The sequence below is a fragment of the Pseudoalteromonas ulvae UL12 genome (assembly GCF_014925405.1).
In the GTDB taxonomy this organism is placed as follows: Bacteria; Pseudomonadota; Gammaproteobacteria; order Enterobacterales; family Alteromonadaceae; genus Pseudoalteromonas; species Pseudoalteromonas ulvae.
Genome location: NZ_AQHJ01000019.1, coordinates 91,961 through 107,676 on the forward strand (window position 1 = coordinate 91,961; position 15,716 = coordinate 107,676).

At 42.9% G+C, this 15,716-nt stretch carries 20 protein-coding genes; 12 read left to right on the top strand and 8 right to left on the bottom strand.

The window, feature by feature from the left end:
* Positions 1–14: 14 nt before the first annotated feature.
* The gene (locus tag PULV_RS00985) at positions 15–935 is read right to left on the bottom strand and encodes a collagenase (protein ID WP_193330647.1); all 921 of its coding nucleotides are present in this window, start codon (positions 933–935) and stop codon (positions 15–17) included.
* 134 nt (positions 936–1,069) lie between these two features.
* Between PULV_RS00985 and PULV_RS00990 the strand changes: the two genes are divergently transcribed.
* Positions 1,070–1,909 (top strand): SDR family NAD(P)-dependent oxidoreductase, encoded by an 840-nt coding sequence (locus PULV_RS00990; RefSeq protein ID WP_086745889.1) that lies wholly within the window; start codon positions 1,070–1,072, stop codon positions 1,907–1,909.
* A 49-nt stretch (positions 1,910–1,958) separates the two neighbouring features.
* Entirely contained in the window at positions 1,959–3,425 is a 1,467-nt protein-coding gene (locus PULV_RS00995; protein WP_086745888.1) for a cobyric acid synthase, read from the top strand.
* A gap of 131 nt (positions 3,426–3,556) precedes the next feature.
* Here PULV_RS00995 and PULV_RS01000 read toward each other — a convergent pair whose 3' ends face one another.
* The 5 genes from PULV_RS01000 to PULV_RS01020 all read right to left on the bottom strand — a co-directional run bounded on the left by PULV_RS01000 (position 3,557) and on the right by PULV_RS01020 (position 5,014).
* A complete protein-coding gene (locus PULV_RS01000; protein ID WP_176365262.1) occupies positions 3,557–3,700 on the bottom strand; it encodes a hypothetical protein in 144 nt (47 codons plus the stop codon).
* A 34-nt stretch (positions 3,701–3,734) separates the two neighbouring features.
* Positions 3,735–3,878 (bottom strand): hypothetical protein, encoded by a 144-nt coding sequence (locus PULV_RS01005; protein ID WP_176365261.1) that lies wholly within the window; start codon positions 3,876–3,878, stop codon positions 3,735–3,737.
* 200 nt (positions 3,879–4,078) lie between these two features.
* Positions 4,079–4,528, bottom strand: a complete 450-nt coding sequence (locus PULV_RS01010; protein ID WP_086745887.1) for an SRPBCC family protein — start codon at positions 4,526–4,528, stop codon at positions 4,079–4,081.
* Positions 4,529–4,692: 164 nt separating this feature from the next.
* Positions 4,693–4,836: a hypothetical protein gene (locus PULV_RS01015; RefSeq protein ID WP_176365260.1), complete on the bottom strand. Its 144-nt coding sequence runs from the start codon at positions 4,834–4,836 to the stop codon at positions 4,693–4,695.
* 34 nt (positions 4,837–4,870) lie between these two features.
* Complete coding sequence (locus PULV_RS01020) at positions 4,871–5,014, bottom strand: hypothetical protein (protein WP_176365259.1); 144 nt, start codon at positions 5,012–5,014, stop codon at positions 4,871–4,873.
* A 301-nt stretch (positions 5,015–5,315) separates the two neighbouring features.
* Between PULV_RS01020 and PULV_RS01025 the strand changes: the two genes are divergently transcribed.
* On the top strand, positions 5,316–6,026 hold the full coding sequence (locus PULV_RS01025) for a type 2 periplasmic-binding domain-containing protein (protein ID WP_086745886.1): 711 nt from the start codon (positions 5,316–5,318) through the stop codon (positions 6,024–6,026).
* Here the strand turns inward: PULV_RS01025 and PULV_RS01030 are convergent.
* The gene (locus tag PULV_RS01030) at positions 6,023–6,544 is read right to left on the bottom strand and encodes a GNAT family N-acetyltransferase (protein WP_086745885.1); all 522 of its coding nucleotides are present in this window, start codon (positions 6,542–6,544) and stop codon (positions 6,023–6,025) included. The two genes, PULV_RS01025 and PULV_RS01030, sit on opposite strands and share 4 nt — an antisense overlap.
* A 112-nt stretch (positions 6,545–6,656) precedes the next feature.
* Between PULV_RS01030 and PULV_RS01035 the strand changes: the two genes are divergently transcribed.
* The 9 genes from PULV_RS01035 (at position 6,657) to PULV_RS21860 (ending at position 15,432) form a co-directional block, all read left to right on the top strand.
* Positions 6,657–7,049, top strand: a complete 393-nt coding sequence (locus PULV_RS01035) for a VOC family protein (RefSeq protein ID WP_086745884.1) — start codon at positions 6,657–6,659, stop codon at positions 7,047–7,049.
* 237 nt (positions 7,050–7,286) lie between these two features.
* Positions 7,287–8,708: a siroheme synthase CysG gene (gene cysG, locus PULV_RS01040; protein ID WP_193330663.1), complete on the top strand. Its 1,422-nt coding sequence runs from the start codon at positions 7,287–7,289 to the stop codon at positions 8,706–8,708.
* A 32-nt stretch (positions 8,709–8,740) separates the two neighbouring features.
* Positions 8,741–9,640 carry a sulfate adenylyltransferase subunit CysD gene (gene cysD / locus PULV_RS01045; protein ID WP_193330648.1) on the top strand — a complete coding sequence of 300 codons (900 nt, stop codon included), beginning with the start codon at positions 8,741–8,743 and terminating at the stop codon, positions 9,638–9,640.
* Positions 9,640–11,064, top strand: coding sequence for a sulfate adenylyltransferase subunit CysN (gene cysN / locus PULV_RS01050; RefSeq protein WP_193330649.1), 1,425 nt, complete (start codon positions 9,640–9,642; stop codon positions 11,062–11,064). Before cysD ends, cysN begins: the two co-directional genes overlap by 1 nt.
* Before the next feature lie 37 nt (positions 11,065–11,101).
* Positions 11,102–12,829, top strand: coding sequence for an SLC13 family permease (locus PULV_RS01055; protein WP_193330650.1), 1,728 nt, complete (start codon positions 11,102–11,104; stop codon positions 12,827–12,829).
* Between the two features lie 9 nt (positions 12,830–12,838).
* Positions 12,839–13,435: an adenylyl-sulfate kinase gene (gene cysC, locus PULV_RS01060; RefSeq protein ID WP_193330651.1), complete on the top strand. Its 597-nt coding sequence runs from the start codon at positions 12,839–12,841 to the stop codon at positions 13,433–13,435.
* Positions 13,436–13,440: 5 nt separating this feature from the next.
* A complete protein-coding gene (gene cysQ / locus PULV_RS01065; protein ID WP_193330652.1) occupies positions 13,441–14,211 on the top strand; it encodes a 3'(2'),5'-bisphosphate nucleotidase CysQ in 771 nt (256 codons plus the stop codon).
* 317 nt (positions 14,212–14,528) lie between these two features.
* Positions 14,529–14,885 (top strand): ribosome hibernation-promoting factor, HPF/YfiA family, encoded by a 357-nt coding sequence (gene hpf, locus PULV_RS01070; RefSeq protein WP_193330653.1) that lies wholly within the window; start codon positions 14,529–14,531, stop codon positions 14,883–14,885.
* 373 nt (positions 14,886–15,258) lie between these two features.
* The gene (locus PULV_RS21860) at positions 15,259–15,432 is read left to right on the top strand and encodes a hypothetical protein (protein WP_227009326.1); all 174 of its coding nucleotides are present in this window, start codon (positions 15,259–15,261) and stop codon (positions 15,430–15,432) included.
* Positions 15,433–15,456: 24 nt separating this feature from the next.
* Here the strand turns inward: PULV_RS21860 and PULV_RS01080 are convergent, their stop codons facing one another.
* Positions 15,457–15,690, bottom strand: coding sequence for a hypothetical protein (locus PULV_RS01080; RefSeq protein ID WP_193330654.1), 234 nt, complete (start codon positions 15,688–15,690; stop codon positions 15,457–15,459).
* Between the last annotated feature and the right edge of the window lie 26 nt (positions 15,691–15,716).

Here is a 15,716-nt window from a genome sequence, read left to right on the forward strand (position 1 = left end):
CTGGCTTTTTTCTCTTAACCGTTTTCGGCATCAAGCTCTGTAGCACGCTCTGTTAGCCACGTTGCAAACTCAGCATCATATTGCGTGCCCCATTGTTTAACTAACGCCTGATAGCGGCTATAGAAACCTCGTCGAGTTAAGCTGAGCATCACATCAACCTGCTCGCGATGTTGCTCCATCATAAACCGAACCGCTAAATAACCCCAATCGTACACTCGCTCTGAGCCACCGTTTTGCTCGTAACTGGTGTTGAATAATTCACTGAGTTTATAATCCTGCTTGGCCCCATTTTTTATCGCACGAGGATTGTGTTGTTGATGCGCGATATACTCAGCAACTCCTTCACTCCACCACACTAAATGCGGCAATAAAGGTGCAGGCTGTGGGCAATATTCTGGCGCCGAATGCGAATCATGCAGCGATGCACAAAAATCACCGTACATGTTAAAACGCCCATCTAAATAATGAATGTATTCGTGACGTAGATTCCAAATCTCACCATTACGCTCATATGCGACAAATTCAGCATGATTATCAGCTAAATGAGGCAACCCTTCGAGATACATGCCACCATTGTCGCTCGGCACATCAAAATGATCAGTCACATACTGCACATACGCCTCGCGATCGGCATAAATATTGGCTCGCATATTATCGTTATTATCATTGGCTACCGGTTGACCTAACGTATTAAACGTTCGATGAAATAGCGCTTCTTGCTCGGCAAGCATGGCACAAGCCTGTGTCACCTGTGCTCGCTCAAGTGCTTGTGAGCGCAGCGTAATACTTGCACTACAATCATACACTTGCTTAAGCACTGCCTCTAAACTGCCCTCTTGTATCACGACTGGAGTTTGACTACACGCTACCAATCCCAACACCGACAGCGTGACACCAATATTTTTATAACTCATACTGAACCAATTAAATTGCATACAATATCCACATTTAATCACTGACAATGACGAAAGTAAAGTCAGCGCGATTGGTTTGACATTATTAAGCACCGCAGTAAGCTCAAGTTTCAATAATAACGACCTAAGCTCTGGTTAAAAAAACAGGATCCATTATGAATCAAACAGTGGTTATTACCGGAGCGTCGAAAGGCGTTGGTGCAGCTTGTGCAAAACTCTATGCCGCACAAGGCGCGAATTTAGTGCTAGTTGCCAGAGGATTAGCTGCCTTAGAGCTACAAGCTCAAGAACTCACACTGCAATTTCCACACAGCCAAATTCTGACTCTTAGTGCCGATATTGCAAAACTGGGTGACTGCCAAACCATTATTGCATCAGCTGTAAAACGTTTTGGTGGCATAAATGTGCTTATCAACAATGCTGGATTACATCACCGAGGAGAGTTTAGCGACCAAACCGCACATGAAATGGCGGCCATGGTCGATGTGAACTTGCGTGCACCAATTTACTTATGCGCCTTAGCGTTGCCTCACATGCTCCCCTCAACTGCCGATCATCAAAACGCCATTGTGATGGTTGGTTCTTTAGCTGGTCGCGCCCCACTACAAGGTGCGGCCACTTACTGTGCAACCAAAGCGGGACTGCGCGCATTTACCTACGCCTTACATGATGAGCTCATCAATAAAAATATTAATGTGGCGGTGGTGTCACCAGGACCCATCGATACCAGTTTTATCATGGAAGAAATTGATGTAGTTGAAGACATTGTTTACTCTCAACCTATGTCGACCCCAGAACAGGTGGCTGAGAATGTTTGCAAGCTCAGTCAAAGCTCACACACTGAAATCGCCATGCCTTGGTTCAGTGGTAAGCTCACCACCCTTGGTTATTTATTGCCGAGCTTTCGCCGTGCAACACGAGGCCTACTGTATAAAATTGGTAAGAAAAACAAACAAAAATATCGCAATCGAGCCAATAAACCCTCTGCGAGCTAAGCCATTTAACGATACAATCGGGACATTCGCTATTTAATCGATAAGCATAATGAAAAGCCCCAATACACTGATGGTGCAAGGCACCACCTCCGATGCAGGGAAAAGCGTCCTTGTTGCCGCCTTATGTCGTATTTTAGTGCGCCACGGTATTGATGTGGCACCTTTTAAGCCCCAGAATATGGCGCTCAATAGCGCAGTGACTGCTGAAGGTGGAGAAATTGGCCGCGCTCAAGCAGTGCAAGCAGAAGCGGCAAAAATTCCACCCCATGTTGATATGAATCCTGTTTTGCTTAAACCCAACTCAGATATTGGCGCGCAAGTGATTTTGCTCGGTCAATCAATTGGAAACATTGACGCGTTTGACTACCACCAATACAAACCTAAAATGCTCGGCCACGTACTCGCCGCCCACCAGCGATTGACAGAACGATATCAAGCAGTGATCGTAGAAGGAGCCGGCAGCCCAGCCGAAATTAACCTTCGCGATCGCGATATCGCTAATATGGGCTTTGCCGAAGAAGCCGACTGCCCAGTCATTATTGTGGCAGACATCGACAAAGGTGGAGTATTTGCCCATTTAGTAGGAACCTATGACTTATTAAGTCAAAGCGAACAACAAAGAGTAAAAGGCTTTATTATCAATAAATTTCGTGGTGACATTAGTTTACTGCAACCCGGTATTGATTGGCTTGAAGCCCGCTTGGGGATTCCGGTACTAGCAACCATTCCATATATTCAAAATTTACACATTGAAGCCGAAGATGCGATTGATTTTAGCCAAACACTTGACCAAAAAAATCACATTAAAGTGACTGTGATTGTCTACCCGCGAATTTCTAACCACACAGATTTTGACGTGTTGAGGTTGCACCCTAATGTTGAACTGACATTTGCGCGCACCCCAAACGAAGCACCTCACAGCGACTTAATTATTTTACCCGGAAGTAAAAATGTGCAAGCCGATTTGGTTTGGCTCAAACAGCAGGGTTGGCCAAGTGTGATTAATCAGCATTTACGCTATGGCGGAAAAGTACTTGGAATTTGTGGCGGCTATCAAATGTTAGGTCAAAGCATTAGTGATCCCCATGCAATCGAATCCGCCCAAGCAACGCAATCGGTTGGATTAGGCTTACTCGCCATGACTACAGAGTTACACAGTAAAAAAACGCTCACTAATGTCAGCGGTATTTGCCTAAACACTAAAGCACCAATTCAAGGTTACGAAATCCATTTAGGTGTCTCACAAGGGGAAGCCTTAACCCGCCCGTTATTTTCTCTAGGCCACGCTCAACCAGAAGGCGCACAAAGCGACGATGATCAAATAAAAGGTACCTATTTACATGGTATTTTAGACAATCAGGCTTTGCTCGAAAGCTGGCTCTCATGGGCGGGCCTGAAACAAATCACGCCATTCGACTATCCCGCCTTTCGCAATCAACAACTCGATTACCTCGCCGATGAAGTAGAAAAAGTCTGGCCAATTGAAAAGATAAAGCGGTTGTTGAGTTTAGAATGAGACACAGGCACAGTCCCTTGAAAAAGATTTTCAAACGCAACAAAAAAGCACTGACCTTGAGGGTTCAGTGCTTTTTATTCGCGCTTTGGGATTAACTGCATAGGCAGTCTCCTTATTTATTTCATGATTGTTTATCGTGTAGCAACTATATAACCACCTGCTATCACAGTTCCTGCGACAACTGCTGAGGCCATACCCGCTGTGGCTAAAAACGCGATGCCTGCCACTGCTAAGACTGATGTTGCCATTGATTCAATTATTGATGATGTGTTCATTGTACGTTTCCCTTTAAATGTTGAATTAAGTAAATTAACGAGTTGCTAAGATATAACCGCCAGCTAATACAGTACCTGTCACCACTGCTGAAGCCATACCCGCTGTGGCTAAAAATGCGATACCTGCCACTGCTAATACTGATGTCATTGTAAATTCGATGATGTTTGAAGAAGTCATAATAATTACCTACTAAGTTTTGAATTAAGTGGCTGTTTGCCGTGTCGTTGAGGTAATAGTAGGCAAGATCCTGCGCTCTGTTTGCGACTATGTGATGAGTGGTGAAGTAAGGTGATAAAGGGTCAATTCAAGGTATAAACTTAACGCTAGAAAGTGAGTGAATTAGTACTGGCATTGCAAAGAGCTTGGATCAAACCCATTTAACTCTGTTCAACAAAGGCCTTGATATCTTGCAAGTCTTTTTCGATCAGTTTGAGCATTGATTTTTTGATAAAAAAGCCCATGATGGCGGTCATGCACTTCATAACCATCCCATCTGCACTTCCCTGGAAAGACATGGTGAGTTGAGTGTTTCCTGCCACTTCATCGAGTGAAATTCGAGTGGTGTAGATTGCCCCACAGTTTTCTGCGCGAGTACAATAATATTCTTGCTCTTTGGCTTGGGTGATCCACATTGTTTCGGTGGATTCTTTACCAAATACTTGACGTGTCTCCGCCCATTTTAAACCAATTAATCCCTCTGCCGGCTGATGAATTACATTCAAGTCAAGGATACCGTCAATCATCGTTTGCCATTGCGAAATATCCGTTATTGCAGCCCAGACATCAGCTCTTGGGCTGTTAATTTCTATTGATGAGACGATATTCATACTTAATTTCCATTATTTATAAGACAGTTAGATTTTATTTACTAAGAGCATAGTCAATAAATACTGATAATCACAAAAAAGCACTGACCTTGAGGGTTCAGTGCTTTTTATTCGCGCTTTGGGATTAACTGCATAGGCAGCCTCCTTATTTATTTCATGATTGTTTATCGTGTAGCGACTATATAACCACCTGCTATTACTGTTCCTGCGACAACTGCTGAGGCCATACCCGCTGTAGCTAAGAATACGATGCCTGCCACTGCGACGACTGATGTTGTTATTGATTCGACCATTGATGATGTGTTCATTGTACGTTTCCCTTAAAATGTTGAGTTAAGTAAATTAACGAGTTGCTAAGATATAACCGCCAGCTAATACAGTACCGGTTACCACTGCTGAAGCCATACCTGCTGTGGCTAAAAATGCGATACCTGCGATTGCTAATACTGATGTCATTGTAAATTCGATGATGTTTGAAGAAGTCATAATAATTACCTACTAAGTTTTGAATTAAGTGGCTGTTTGCCGTGTCGTTGAGGTAATAGTAGGTAAGATTCTGCACCCTGTTTGCGACTATGTGATGAGTGGTGAAGTAAGGTGATAAAGGGTGAAATCAGCGGATAAAAAATCAACGAACATTAATTCAGATCACATAAGGCTGAAATGACCCTGAAAAAGCCCTATAGATTGCTGTTTGTCTCTTTAATTGCTGCTATAATAAGCAGCTGTAAACTCTTCATTTTTACTCATTGATAATACAATGATTTATTTCATCATCAGGTACTCAGTGGCGCGCACTACTTTCTCTTTTACTCTGCCCCTTCTATTATTGCTTGGCTGTCTTTTTCCTGCTTATGGACAAACCCAACTCACATTTGGTCTTTATCCATTTCCGCCCGATATCACACAAAATCAACATGGCGAATGCGAAGGACCTGCTGTCGCGCAGCTCAAAAAGCTATTTCTTTTTAGTGAGCAACCATTGAAAATACTCTGTGTCACGCCCGCTCGGTTATATAAGTTATTTGCCAATGGAAAAGTTGACATGTTGCTCAACATCGCATCGACAAAAGCACTGCAAGGGCAATCTGTTATTGTTAAACCGCAATTTCACTACATCAATCTCGCATTTGCGACGAATAAAGCGATGGCTGAACAAAAAACAGTCTCAGCGATTCGAGGGTATAATTACGAAGGGCAAAGAGAAGTGCTCGAGCAGCGAGGTTATGAATTTGTCGAGCTTAAAAATGGTGTGGATGCTTTAGAATTGTTTGCGTTAGGCCGTGTTGCCCACCATATCGGTTATATTCAGCACAAAGAGATGCTTAATTTCCATGACACTAAGCACCTCAAGTTAGATCAAATTGAATTTAACTCTCTTGAATTGATCCCTACTTATATTCATATATCCAAAAAATCCCCTCACCTAGAGACTATTAATGCGTATTTAACACAACTTATTTCACAAAAACACTGTCAAAACCTCTACAACTGTTAAGACGGCCAATACGCAAACACTAAGTCATTACACCACTGGTTATGAATTCGAAAATTATCTTTTAAGCGCCCTTCAAGTTCAAAACCTGCTTTTGTTAACAATGCAACTGAGCCCTCATTGCCTTCAGTGACCGTCGCGGTTATTTTATGAAACCCACACCCTGCAGCAGCAAAATGCAATACACTGAGTAACGATTCATACCCGTATCCAGCACCTTGGGCATCTGGATGAATCATAAAGCCCACCTCGGCCTGTTGATATGGATGCCAACGCGATAAGAAGCCTGTTAAGCCAACTGCTCTGTTTGACTCCTTTTCAATTATCAATAGCGTTAACCAACCTTGGTTTTCTTTCGACCACGGGGCTGAACGCTCATTAAATCGAGCCAAAATTTGCGGCTCTTGTTCAATATCCGCCACAAACTTCATCACAGATGGTAACTGATGTAATGCCAGAAAAAACGGCCAGTCATCTTCACAAAGCGACCGCAGGATTAAACGAGTTGTCTCTAGTTGCATCTTCATTCCCTTCTTTTTAATAATGTTAATAACTTTTACCAGCCAATTAATCAAGATTTGAGTACACTAGGTTTTTATCCACAATCGCATATTCGAGATAACAGAGGTAACAATGCACCAACAATCAATTGCAAACGTGAGTTTGCTCGTGACGGATTACGATCAAGCCATTGATTTTTACACTCAAAAAATGGGATTTGCGCTACTTGAAGATACTGACTTAGGTGCTGGTAAACGCTGGGTACAAGTTGCACCAAAAAATAATACAGGCACTGCGTTATTGTTAGCAAAAGCAAGCTCTGCAGAACAATGCGCCGCTGTAGGCAATCAAAGTGGTGGTCGCGTCTTTTTATTTTTACAAACCGACGACTTTTGGGCCGACTATAACGCGATGAAAGACGCTGGGGTAGAATTTTGCGAACAACCCAGAGAAGAAAGCTATGCAACCGTTGTGGTACTTCAGGATTTGTATGGCAATAAATGGGATTTAATCGAACGCAAATAAACCCGAATTGCATATCTCATAACCAAACACTCTAGCCGCCCATTCAAACAAAACAACCATGTAAGAAAACGCTTAAGCGCTTAAAAAATGGCGCTTAAACCAAAATCAAAGTCACTATATAACTTTTTAGAATATAGATGCATTATTAATTATTTTTTACTTGTCTCTGCCCAGCATATTCTGCCAAGGTCATAGCCGAATTGAATGGCTAGTTCAGTGTTAGTTGAGGAACGTTCAGTGCAGTATTTACCTATTTTTACCAAATTAGATAATAAACCGGTGTTGATCATCGGCGGTGGTGAAGTTGCACTACGAAAGTGCCGTGCGTTTTTACAAGCACGCGGCCGCGTGACCTTAGTTGCACCTGAGTTTTGCCATGAACTTCTAGAAATGGCACAAGAAAAGACAGTGACACTGGTACATGACTATTTTAGCCCTGAGCAGCTTGATGGCCAAATGTTGGTCATTGCAGCGACAGATCTAAATGCTGTTAACGAAGCGGTATTTAATGCCGCCAATGAGCGTAATATTTTCGTTAATGTGGTTGACGATCAACCTAAATGTAGCTTTATTTTTCCTTCTATTGTTGATCGTAATCCTATCACTATTGCGATCTCAAGTGCTGGCACTGCGCCAGTGCTTGCCAGACGCTTACGCGAAAAACTCGAAACCTTAATTCCACAGCACATCGGCCCTTTAGCAGAGTTAGTCGGTAGTTTTCGCCATAAAGTTAAACAACGTTTTAAACAGTTTTCAGATCGCCGCCAATTTTGGGAAAGCGTGTTTGATTCTCAAGTCGTCAGCAAAGTACAAACCGGCGATATAGACGCGGCTTCTGCACAGCTTGATGCAATGCTCAACAACACGGTAGAACCTGAAGGCGAAGTGTATGTTATTGGCGCAGGTCCGGGCGACCCTGAGTTACTGACGCTCAAAGCACTACAACTGATGCAGCAAGCCGACGTCGTTGTATACGACTATTTAGTGTCAGATGAAATTATGGAACTGGTTCGCCGTGATGCTGACCTCATTTGTGTTGGCAAACGAATGGGAAATCACAGTGTTGAGCAACACGACACCAATCAATTATTAGTCCGCTTAGCTAAAGAAGGTAAAAAAGTATGCCGCATTAAAGGTGGCGATCCATTTATTTATGGCCGAGGCGGTGAAGAAGTCCAAGTACTGGTTGCCAATCACGTTAGTTATCAAATTGTCCCGGGCATTACCGCTGCCGCTGGTTGTGCTGCTTATGCAGGCATTCCATTGACTCATCGCGATCATGCGCAAGCAATTCAGTTTGTCACAGGTCACTGTAAAAAAGATGGTCAAGATTTAGATTGGCGCTCATTAGCTCAACCTCATCAAACCCTCGCAGTGTATATGGGCGTGGTAAAGTCACCCCATATACAAGCGCAGTTGTTAGAGCATGGCCGTGCAGCCACAACACCTGTTGCTATCGTTGAAAATGGCACACGTAAAAACCAACGAGTTGTAACCGGCCAATTAGGCTCGTTAGCTGAGTTGATTGAACACAATAATATTCAGTCACCTGCACTTTTAATCATTGGTGAAGTTGCGCAACTTCATCATGAACTTGCTTGGTTTGGCAAACAATCACAAACCAGCAGTTTTGCGCAACCGCTAACAGATATAGCATAAATAAATTTTAATTATTGTTAGGAAGGTCAACCATGGCTTTAACACACCTTCAGCAACTCGAAGCTGAAAGTATCAAAATAATGCGAGAAGTCGCCGCTGAGTTTGAAAACCCAGTGATGCTTTATTCAATCGGTAAAGACTCTTCTGTGCTACTACATTTAGCACGTAAAGCCTTTTACCCAGCGAAAATTCCTTTCCCTTTACTTCATGTCGACACTGACTGGAAGTTCAAGGAAATGATCGAATTTCGTGACCGTTTAGCTAAAGAATACGACTTTGACTTAATCGTGCACAAAAACCCTGAAGGGATTGAGATGGGCATAGGTCCATTTACTCATGGTTCAGCTAAGCATACTGACGTTATGAAAACGCAGGGCTTGAAACAAGCGCTCAATAAATACGGCTTTGATGCTGCCTTTGGTGGCGCACGCCGCGACGAAGAAAAATCTCGCGCGAAAGAACGTGTTTACTCATTCCGTGATAAACATCACCGTTGGGATCCTAAAAATCAGCGCCCTGAGCTTTGGAGCACCTATAACAGTCAAGTGAACTCTGGTGAGAGCATCCGTGTATTCCCATTATCAAATTGGACTGAGCTGGATATCTGGCAATACATTTATCAAGAAAACATCGATATGGTGCCTTTGTATTTAGCTAAAGAGCGCCCAGTTGTTGAGCGTAACGGTACCCTAATCATGGTTGACGACGAGCGCATGCCCCTTGATGAAGGTGAAGTGCCACAAATGAAGTCAGTACGCTTTCGTACTCTTGGTTGTTACCCACTCACCGGTGCAGTCGAATCAACAGCTGATACATTAGCTGGAATTATTGAAGAAATGCTGCTTTCAACCTCATCAGAGCGTGAAGGCCGCGTCATTGATCATGATTCAGCAGGATCAATGGAGAAGAAAAAACGTGAGGGGTATTTCTAATGTCTAAAACAAACGACACTATTAACGAAGTCAAAGAGTTAGGCGTAGAAGCATATCTTGCTCGCCAACAAGACAAAAGCTTACTGCGTTTATTAACCTGTGGCAGCGTCGACGACGGTAAATCAACCTTGATTGGTCGCTTATTACACGACAGCCACCAAATTTATGAAGATCAACTTGCCGCATTACATAAAGATAATGAAAAAGTGGGTAACGCTGGTGAAGAACTCGATTTAGCGTTATTAGTAGATGGCCTGCAAGCTGAGCGCGAGCAAGGCATCACAATTGATGTCGCGTACCGCTATTTTTCAACAGCAAAACGTAAGTTCATCATTGCAGATACGCCTGGACACGAGCAATACACTCGAAACATGGTGACAGGTGCATCAAACAGCGACTTGGCAATTATTTTGGTCGATGCACGTTATGGCGTGCAAGTTCAAACTAAACGCCATAGTTTCATTTGTGATTCATTAGGTATTGAGCAATTTGTTGTTGCGATCAATAAGATGGATATCGTCGATTTTGATGAAGCTGTGTATGAAAAAATTAAGACTGACTATTTAAAATTCGCTGAGCAATTAAATGTCAGCAACATCAAGTTTGTGCCAATGTCAGCCCTTCGTGGTGACAACGTAGTAACGCGCTCTGAACATACACCGTATTACACAGACAAACCATTGCTTGAATTACTGGAAGATTCGCCGGCGACATTGGCAAACCACAACTCAGAAGCGCGTTTACCGGTGCAGTATGTGATTCGCCCAAATCTTAACTTCCGAGGCTTTCAAGGTACGATTACTTCAGGTGAGTTTAAAGCCGGTGATGCAGTCAAAGTATTACCATCGGGTAAAACATCAACGATTAAAGAAATCGTCACCTTTGATGGCAACCTACCGCGCGCAGAAGTGGGCCAAGCGGTCACTTTGACCTTAACTTCTGAAATCGACATTAGTCGTGGCGATGTAATTGTTCCTGCTAGCTCTCAAGCGCAAGTGAGCAATCGCTTCCAAACTAAGCTTGTTTGGATGCATGAAGAGCCGTTGGTATTAGGTAAAAGCTACAACATCAAAATTAGCAGTAAAAATACCACCGCGACTGTGACACGTATCGATCACACCATTGATGTCAATACACTTAAGCATGGGCAAGCTGATTCATTGCAACTCAATGAAATCGCGATTGTGACACTAGAACTAACAGAAAGCGTGTTAGCGGATAAGTATCACGATAACCACGAAACCGGTGCATTCATTTTAATCGACCGTTTAAGTAACTTAACCGTTGCTGCGGGTATGATTGAGCAAGTGCTGGCCAGTGAAGTCCATGACAGTCGCTTTAGTCAACAAGAGCTTGAACTTAATGCCTTTATTCGAAAGCATTATCCTCATTGGCAAGCCATTGACATTGCAAAGCTTAAATAGTCAACTGGGCTTCGGCCCAGTTTGGAAATAACTCATAATGTATCAGCAACTTGTATTAACCGGGATCATGCTTACGCTTGTTGGGTGCCTTTTTGGCACCAAGCTTAGGCCTGCCTGGTTATTTGCAGCCGCAATTGGTGCCTGCTTTTTAACTGGGCTGATCGAGCTTGAGCAGATGCTGGTGAATTTTGCCAATCCTTCTTTGATCACTCTGATTTTACTTGTGGTGGTCTCTATCGGCATTGAAAAAACCACGCTTGTTCAAAAGCTTTCCCGCTCACTGGCCAACGGTAGTTTACTCAAAACGGTGGCAAAGCTGGGAATTTCGACCGGCTTTTTATCCTCATTTACCAACAATACTGCGGTTGTCGCCACATTGATTTCTGCGGTTAAAGATAACCCAACCCATGCCCCTTCAAAGTTATTACTTCCTTTGAGTTATACGGCTATTTTGGGCGGGACACTGACGTTAATTGGTACCTCAACTAACTTGATAGTCAACGGCTTTGCCATTGAAGCAGGTATGGAACCACTGGGCTTTTTTGATTTTACCTTAGTTGGATTAGCTGCTTTTTCTGTTGGCTTAATCAGCCTGCTCTTTTTAGTGCGATTTTTGCCTGACAATGGCCGTGCCGATCAAGAAGTGGTGCCCTTCTATGTTGAAGGAAAAATTCAAGCGGACTCGAAGCTCATTGGCCAAAGTGTCGAAGAAAATGGCCTGCGTGATTTAAAAGATTTGTTTTTAGCTGAAATAATTCGCGCCGAGCAACGCATCGTGGCCGTTTCGCCCAAAGAAATACTGCAGCAAGGCGATATCTTGTTGTTTGTAGGGGATATTAAATCTGTGCCTCTGCTTACGCAATTTGATGGTTTAAAAGTGCTCCATGATAAGCATGATATGCGCATTGAGCACTTAGTTGAGGTAGTTGTCAGCCACTCCTCTAAAAACATAGGGAAAACCCTCAAAGAAGCACGCTTTAGAGAGCAATTCAACGCCGCGGTTATTGCTATTCGACGTGGTCATGATCGCCTTCAAGGCGGCCTTGGGCAAATTCGCTTACAAGCTGGGGATTCGCTTATTTTAGCGCCTAGCGCTAAGTTTTATGACACCACAGATTTGAAGCGAGAGTTTGTTTATATTTCAGGTCTTGACCTACAAACGCATCTCAATGATAAAAAATCCTTTGCTGTATTGGCCACATTCATTGCAACCTTAGGGTTAGGCATTACAGGTGTCGTGCCCTTAGTCAAAGGTCTATTAGTGCTGCTGATTGCTTATATGCTCACAGGTATGGTGCGCGTCAACGAAGTGAAGCGCCGCTTTCCGTTAGAGTTACTTGTGGTTGTAGGCAGTGCAATTGGCTTAGCTAAATTGATGATCGGCACAGGTGTCGCGTCGGAGATTTCAAATGCCATGTTGTATGTGTTGGGTGACTTTGGCCCATACGGCGCATTTATTGCCATTTTTATCATGACGGTCATATTCACCGAGTTAATCACCAATAACGCTGCAGCGGCGCTGTCTTTTCCGGTCGCCTATGCCTTAGCAATTGGTTTTGATGTCAATCCATTGCCATATATCATGGCGGTCGCATTTGGCGCATCTGCTAGCTTTATTTCGCCATTTGGTTATCAAACAAACTTAATGGTTTACAGTGCGGGTAATTATCGCCTGCGAGATTATTTTACCATTGGTGTGCCGATGTCTCTGATTTACTCGATCACAGTGCTGACGGTCATTCCTATGGTTTTTCCATTTAAATAAGGGTTTAAAGTGGATAACAATATTGTTTGGCAACACTATGCCGTTTCAAAGCAAGATAGATCATCACAAAAACAGCATCGCCCTTGCATTATTTGGTTTACTGGTTTTTCTGGTTCAGGCAAAAGTACGGTAGCAGGCGCGCTTGAACACGCTCTGCACCAAGCAGGTGTGCATACCTATTTGCTCGATGGCGATAATGTCCGCCATGGTCTGTGTAAAGATCTTGCCTTTAGTGATGCAGATCGCCAAGAGAACATCCGCCGGGTGGGTGAAGTCGCTAAACTGATGCTGGATGCGGGCCTAGTTGTACTGACGGCGTTTATTTCTCCATTTAGTGCAGAGCGTCAAATGGTGCGTGAATTAGTCGACGAAGGTGAATTCATTGAAGTCTTCCTCGATACCCCATTAGCAGTCTGTGAAGAACGGGATCCAAAAGGTTTGTATGTTAAAGCCCGTGCAGGTGAAATTAAACATTTCACTGGGATAGATTCTGAATATCAAATCCCAAACAACCCTGAAGTGGTGCTCGATACCAGCCAAAACCAGTTAGCTGACTCCGTAGCACAACTGATTGATTATCTTAAAACGCAGCAAATTATTAAGTGATAACTATGAATCAGTCTGATTTATTAGAACAAATCGTGGCCATTGCTCGTCAAGCAGGGCAAGCTGCGATGGTGATTTACGACAAAGACTTCAACATCGAATACAAAGGCGATGATAGCCCAGTGACTGACGCTGATTTAGCGGCCCATGCAGTGATTGTAAAAGGCTTAAAAGCACTCACTCCAGACTTGCCTATTTTGAGTGAAGAAAGCGCCAACATCAGCTGGGATGAGCGCCAAACTTGGCAACAATATTGGCTCGTCGATCCGATTGATGGCACAAAAGAGTTCATCAAAAAGAATGGTGAATTCACTGTGAACATCGCTTTAATCGACCATGGTAAGCCAATCCTCGCCGCTGTTGATGCACCTGCGCTAGGTGTCACTTATTGTGCTGCAACAGAGTTAGGCGCATTTAAAGATGATGGCCAGAGCCGCATCCAGCTCAGTGTCACTAAAAAAGCTAACTCAGGATTAATTCGAGTCGTCGGGAGTCGTTCACATCCATCACCTGACCTAGCCCAATACTTGACGCAATTTGATGAAGTTGAGATGGTGCCAACTGGCAGCTCACTCAAGTTATGCTTGGTTGCCGAAGGCAAAGCTGATATTTACCCACGTTTAGGCCTGACATCCGAGTGGGATACCGGCGCAGGTCATGCCGTAGCAGAAATAGCTGGCGCCTCAGTCACGCAAGTCGATGGTTCACCGCTTCGTTACAACACCAAAGCAGAGTATTTGAATCCCTACTTTATTGTTTCAGCACTGCAGCCATAAGATTTGAACCGTAAAAATAAGGCTGTTCACTAAAACTTTGACAGCGACAAGTAATGCGATGAGATCAATTGATGTCATCGCATTACTTGTTTAATTCCTACCATAAACATCAAAACTGACAACTTATAAAGCAGATTTAAAGAATTTATAGATATAAAACAAGCCGCTAACTGAGTAAAAAAACAACGAACCTGCTGCTATTTTGCACAAAAAATCATTTCTTTGTGATACACATCAAATATTATTCGTTATTACCTTGTGTTTTAGCCAACATACCCCAAACTCTAATAGTGAAGTAACAATAAAAAGGAAAACCTATGAAAATAAATGTTTCAGGTCATCATGTCGACGTTACTGCTTCAGTTAGAGAACATGTCGAAGAAAAGTTTTCGAAAATTGCGAGCCACTTTCCATCTTTAATTGCATTAGACATTATTATTTCGAAGGAACACAATCAGCATCAGGTTGAAATCAGTACTATTTATGAAGGCGCACGTATCTCAGCGACCGGTGAGAATGATGTAATGTATCCAGCGATTTCTGCAGCTGCGAAAAAATTAGATGCGGCATTGAAGCATCGAAAAGGCCAACTCAAAGCGAACTTACATGAAAAACCAGTAAGTACCACGCCTGAGATTGCACACGAGATTATTCAAGAGATGGAATTAAATTAAGTCTTCCGTCTTTTTTAACTGGGCCTAACGGCCCTTTTTCATCAATGATGACCCCCCCTAAACTACCTGTAAAAACTTATACCTTTGCTTTATAAAGTTTTTAATTTACAGACCTATTTACACTATGACTTTTTGTCAGCCCTAACATTCATGCTGAAGCAGTTTTTGCGGTCAAAGCAGATATCTATCAACTTGAAAATAACATCACCATAGATAGCAAAATCGAACGCACTCTTGAGTCTAAAACACCTATCCACCAGCCTCGCTTCTAGCTCAACTAGGTAAAAGTGCCTTAATCGAAATCGGAGATAATGATCAGCTCACTGCTTTAGAGGTGCTCAGTACAAAAGATGGTGAGTCGTTTAATGCGTCAATGAAATTAAAAGATAGAGTTGAAGGTGAATGGCAAACGATTACGTCGTTTATGCCACATATTCCCAACGGACAAACGGTATATTTTAGCCGCAATTTTAACGATAGCGTTTCGCTCATTAAACTCAAAGGGACGCGATATGAGTCTGAGCAATTAGGTAGACAAAGCTTTTAAGTTACTAACAACACAGCAGTGCACTTAGTGGCTGCTGTGTTCTTGCTCATTTTTCATCAGTAAAATTGTTAAATAAATCTTTGTCGGTAAAGACATGATTAACCCGATTGCAATGCATGCGGCTATGATCATAATGCCTGTAACACCCATAGTCTCATGTAGTTTCATTCCCGATAACAAATAATGCCCGACTAATATCAAACCAATACCAAAAAACATCACCCCTTTTAATGCTCTGATTACGTTTTTATTTCTCATAATTCCTCGCTAATAATTGGCTAAAT

Bases quoted from the DNA above. Each gene is read 5' to 3' on its own strand.
- PULV_RS00985 (WP_193330647.1), bottom strand. From the start codon at position 935: ATGCAATTTAATTGGTTCAGTATGAGTTATAAAAATATTGGTGTCACG.
- PULV_RS01005 (WP_176365261.1), bottom strand. From the start codon at position 3,878: ATGACTTCTTCAAACATCATCGAATTTACAATGACATCAGTATTAGCA.
- cysD (WP_193330648.1), top strand. From the start codon at position 8,741: ATGGCTTTAACACACCTTCAGCAACTCGAAGCTGAAAGTATCAAAATA.
- PULV_RS00995 (WP_086745888.1), top strand. From the start codon at position 1,959: ATGAAAAGCCCCAATACACTGATGGTGCAAGGCACCACCTCCGATGCA.
- PULV_RS01055 (WP_193330650.1), top strand. From the start codon at position 11,102: ATGTATCAGCAACTTGTATTAACCGGGATCATGCTTACGCTTGTTGGG.
- cysQ (WP_193330652.1), top strand. From the start codon at position 13,441: ATGAATCAGTCTGATTTATTAGAACAAATCGTGGCCATTGCTCGTCAA.
- PULV_RS01035 (WP_086745884.1), top strand. From the start codon at position 6,657: ATGCACCAACAATCAATTGCAAACGTGAGTTTGCTCGTGACGGATTAC.
- PULV_RS01000 (WP_176365262.1), bottom strand. From the start codon at position 3,700: ATGAACACATCATCAATAATTGAATCAATGGCAACATCAGTCTTAGCA.
- PULV_RS00990 (WP_086745889.1), top strand. From the start codon at position 1,070: ATGAATCAAACAGTGGTTATTACCGGAGCGTCGAAAGGCGTTGGTGCA.
- PULV_RS01080 (WP_193330654.1), bottom strand. From the start codon at position 15,690: ATGAGAAATAAAAACGTAATCAGAGCATTAAAAGGGGTGATGTTTTTT.
- PULV_RS01010 (WP_086745887.1), bottom strand. From the start codon at position 4,528: ATGAATATCGTCTCATCAATAGAAATTAACAGCCCAAGAGCTGATGTC.
- hpf (WP_193330653.1), top strand. From the start codon at position 14,529: ATGAAAATAAATGTTTCAGGTCATCATGTCGACGTTACTGCTTCAGTT.
- PULV_RS21860 (WP_227009326.1), top strand. From the start codon at position 15,259: ATGAAATTAAAAGATAGAGTTGAAGGTGAATGGCAAACGATTACGTCG.
- PULV_RS01020 (WP_176365259.1), bottom strand. From the start codon at position 5,014: ATGACTTCTTCAAACATCATCGAATTTACAATGACATCAGTATTAGCA.
- cysN (WP_193330649.1), top strand. From the start codon at position 9,640: ATGTCTAAAACAAACGACACTATTAACGAAGTCAAAGAGTTAGGCGTA.
- PULV_RS01015 (WP_176365260.1), bottom strand. From the start codon at position 4,836: ATGAACACATCATCAATGGTCGAATCAATAACAACATCAGTCGTCGCA.
- PULV_RS01030 (WP_086745885.1), bottom strand. From the start codon at position 6,544: ATGCAACTAGAGACAACTCGTTTAATCCTGCGGTCGCTTTGTGAAGAT.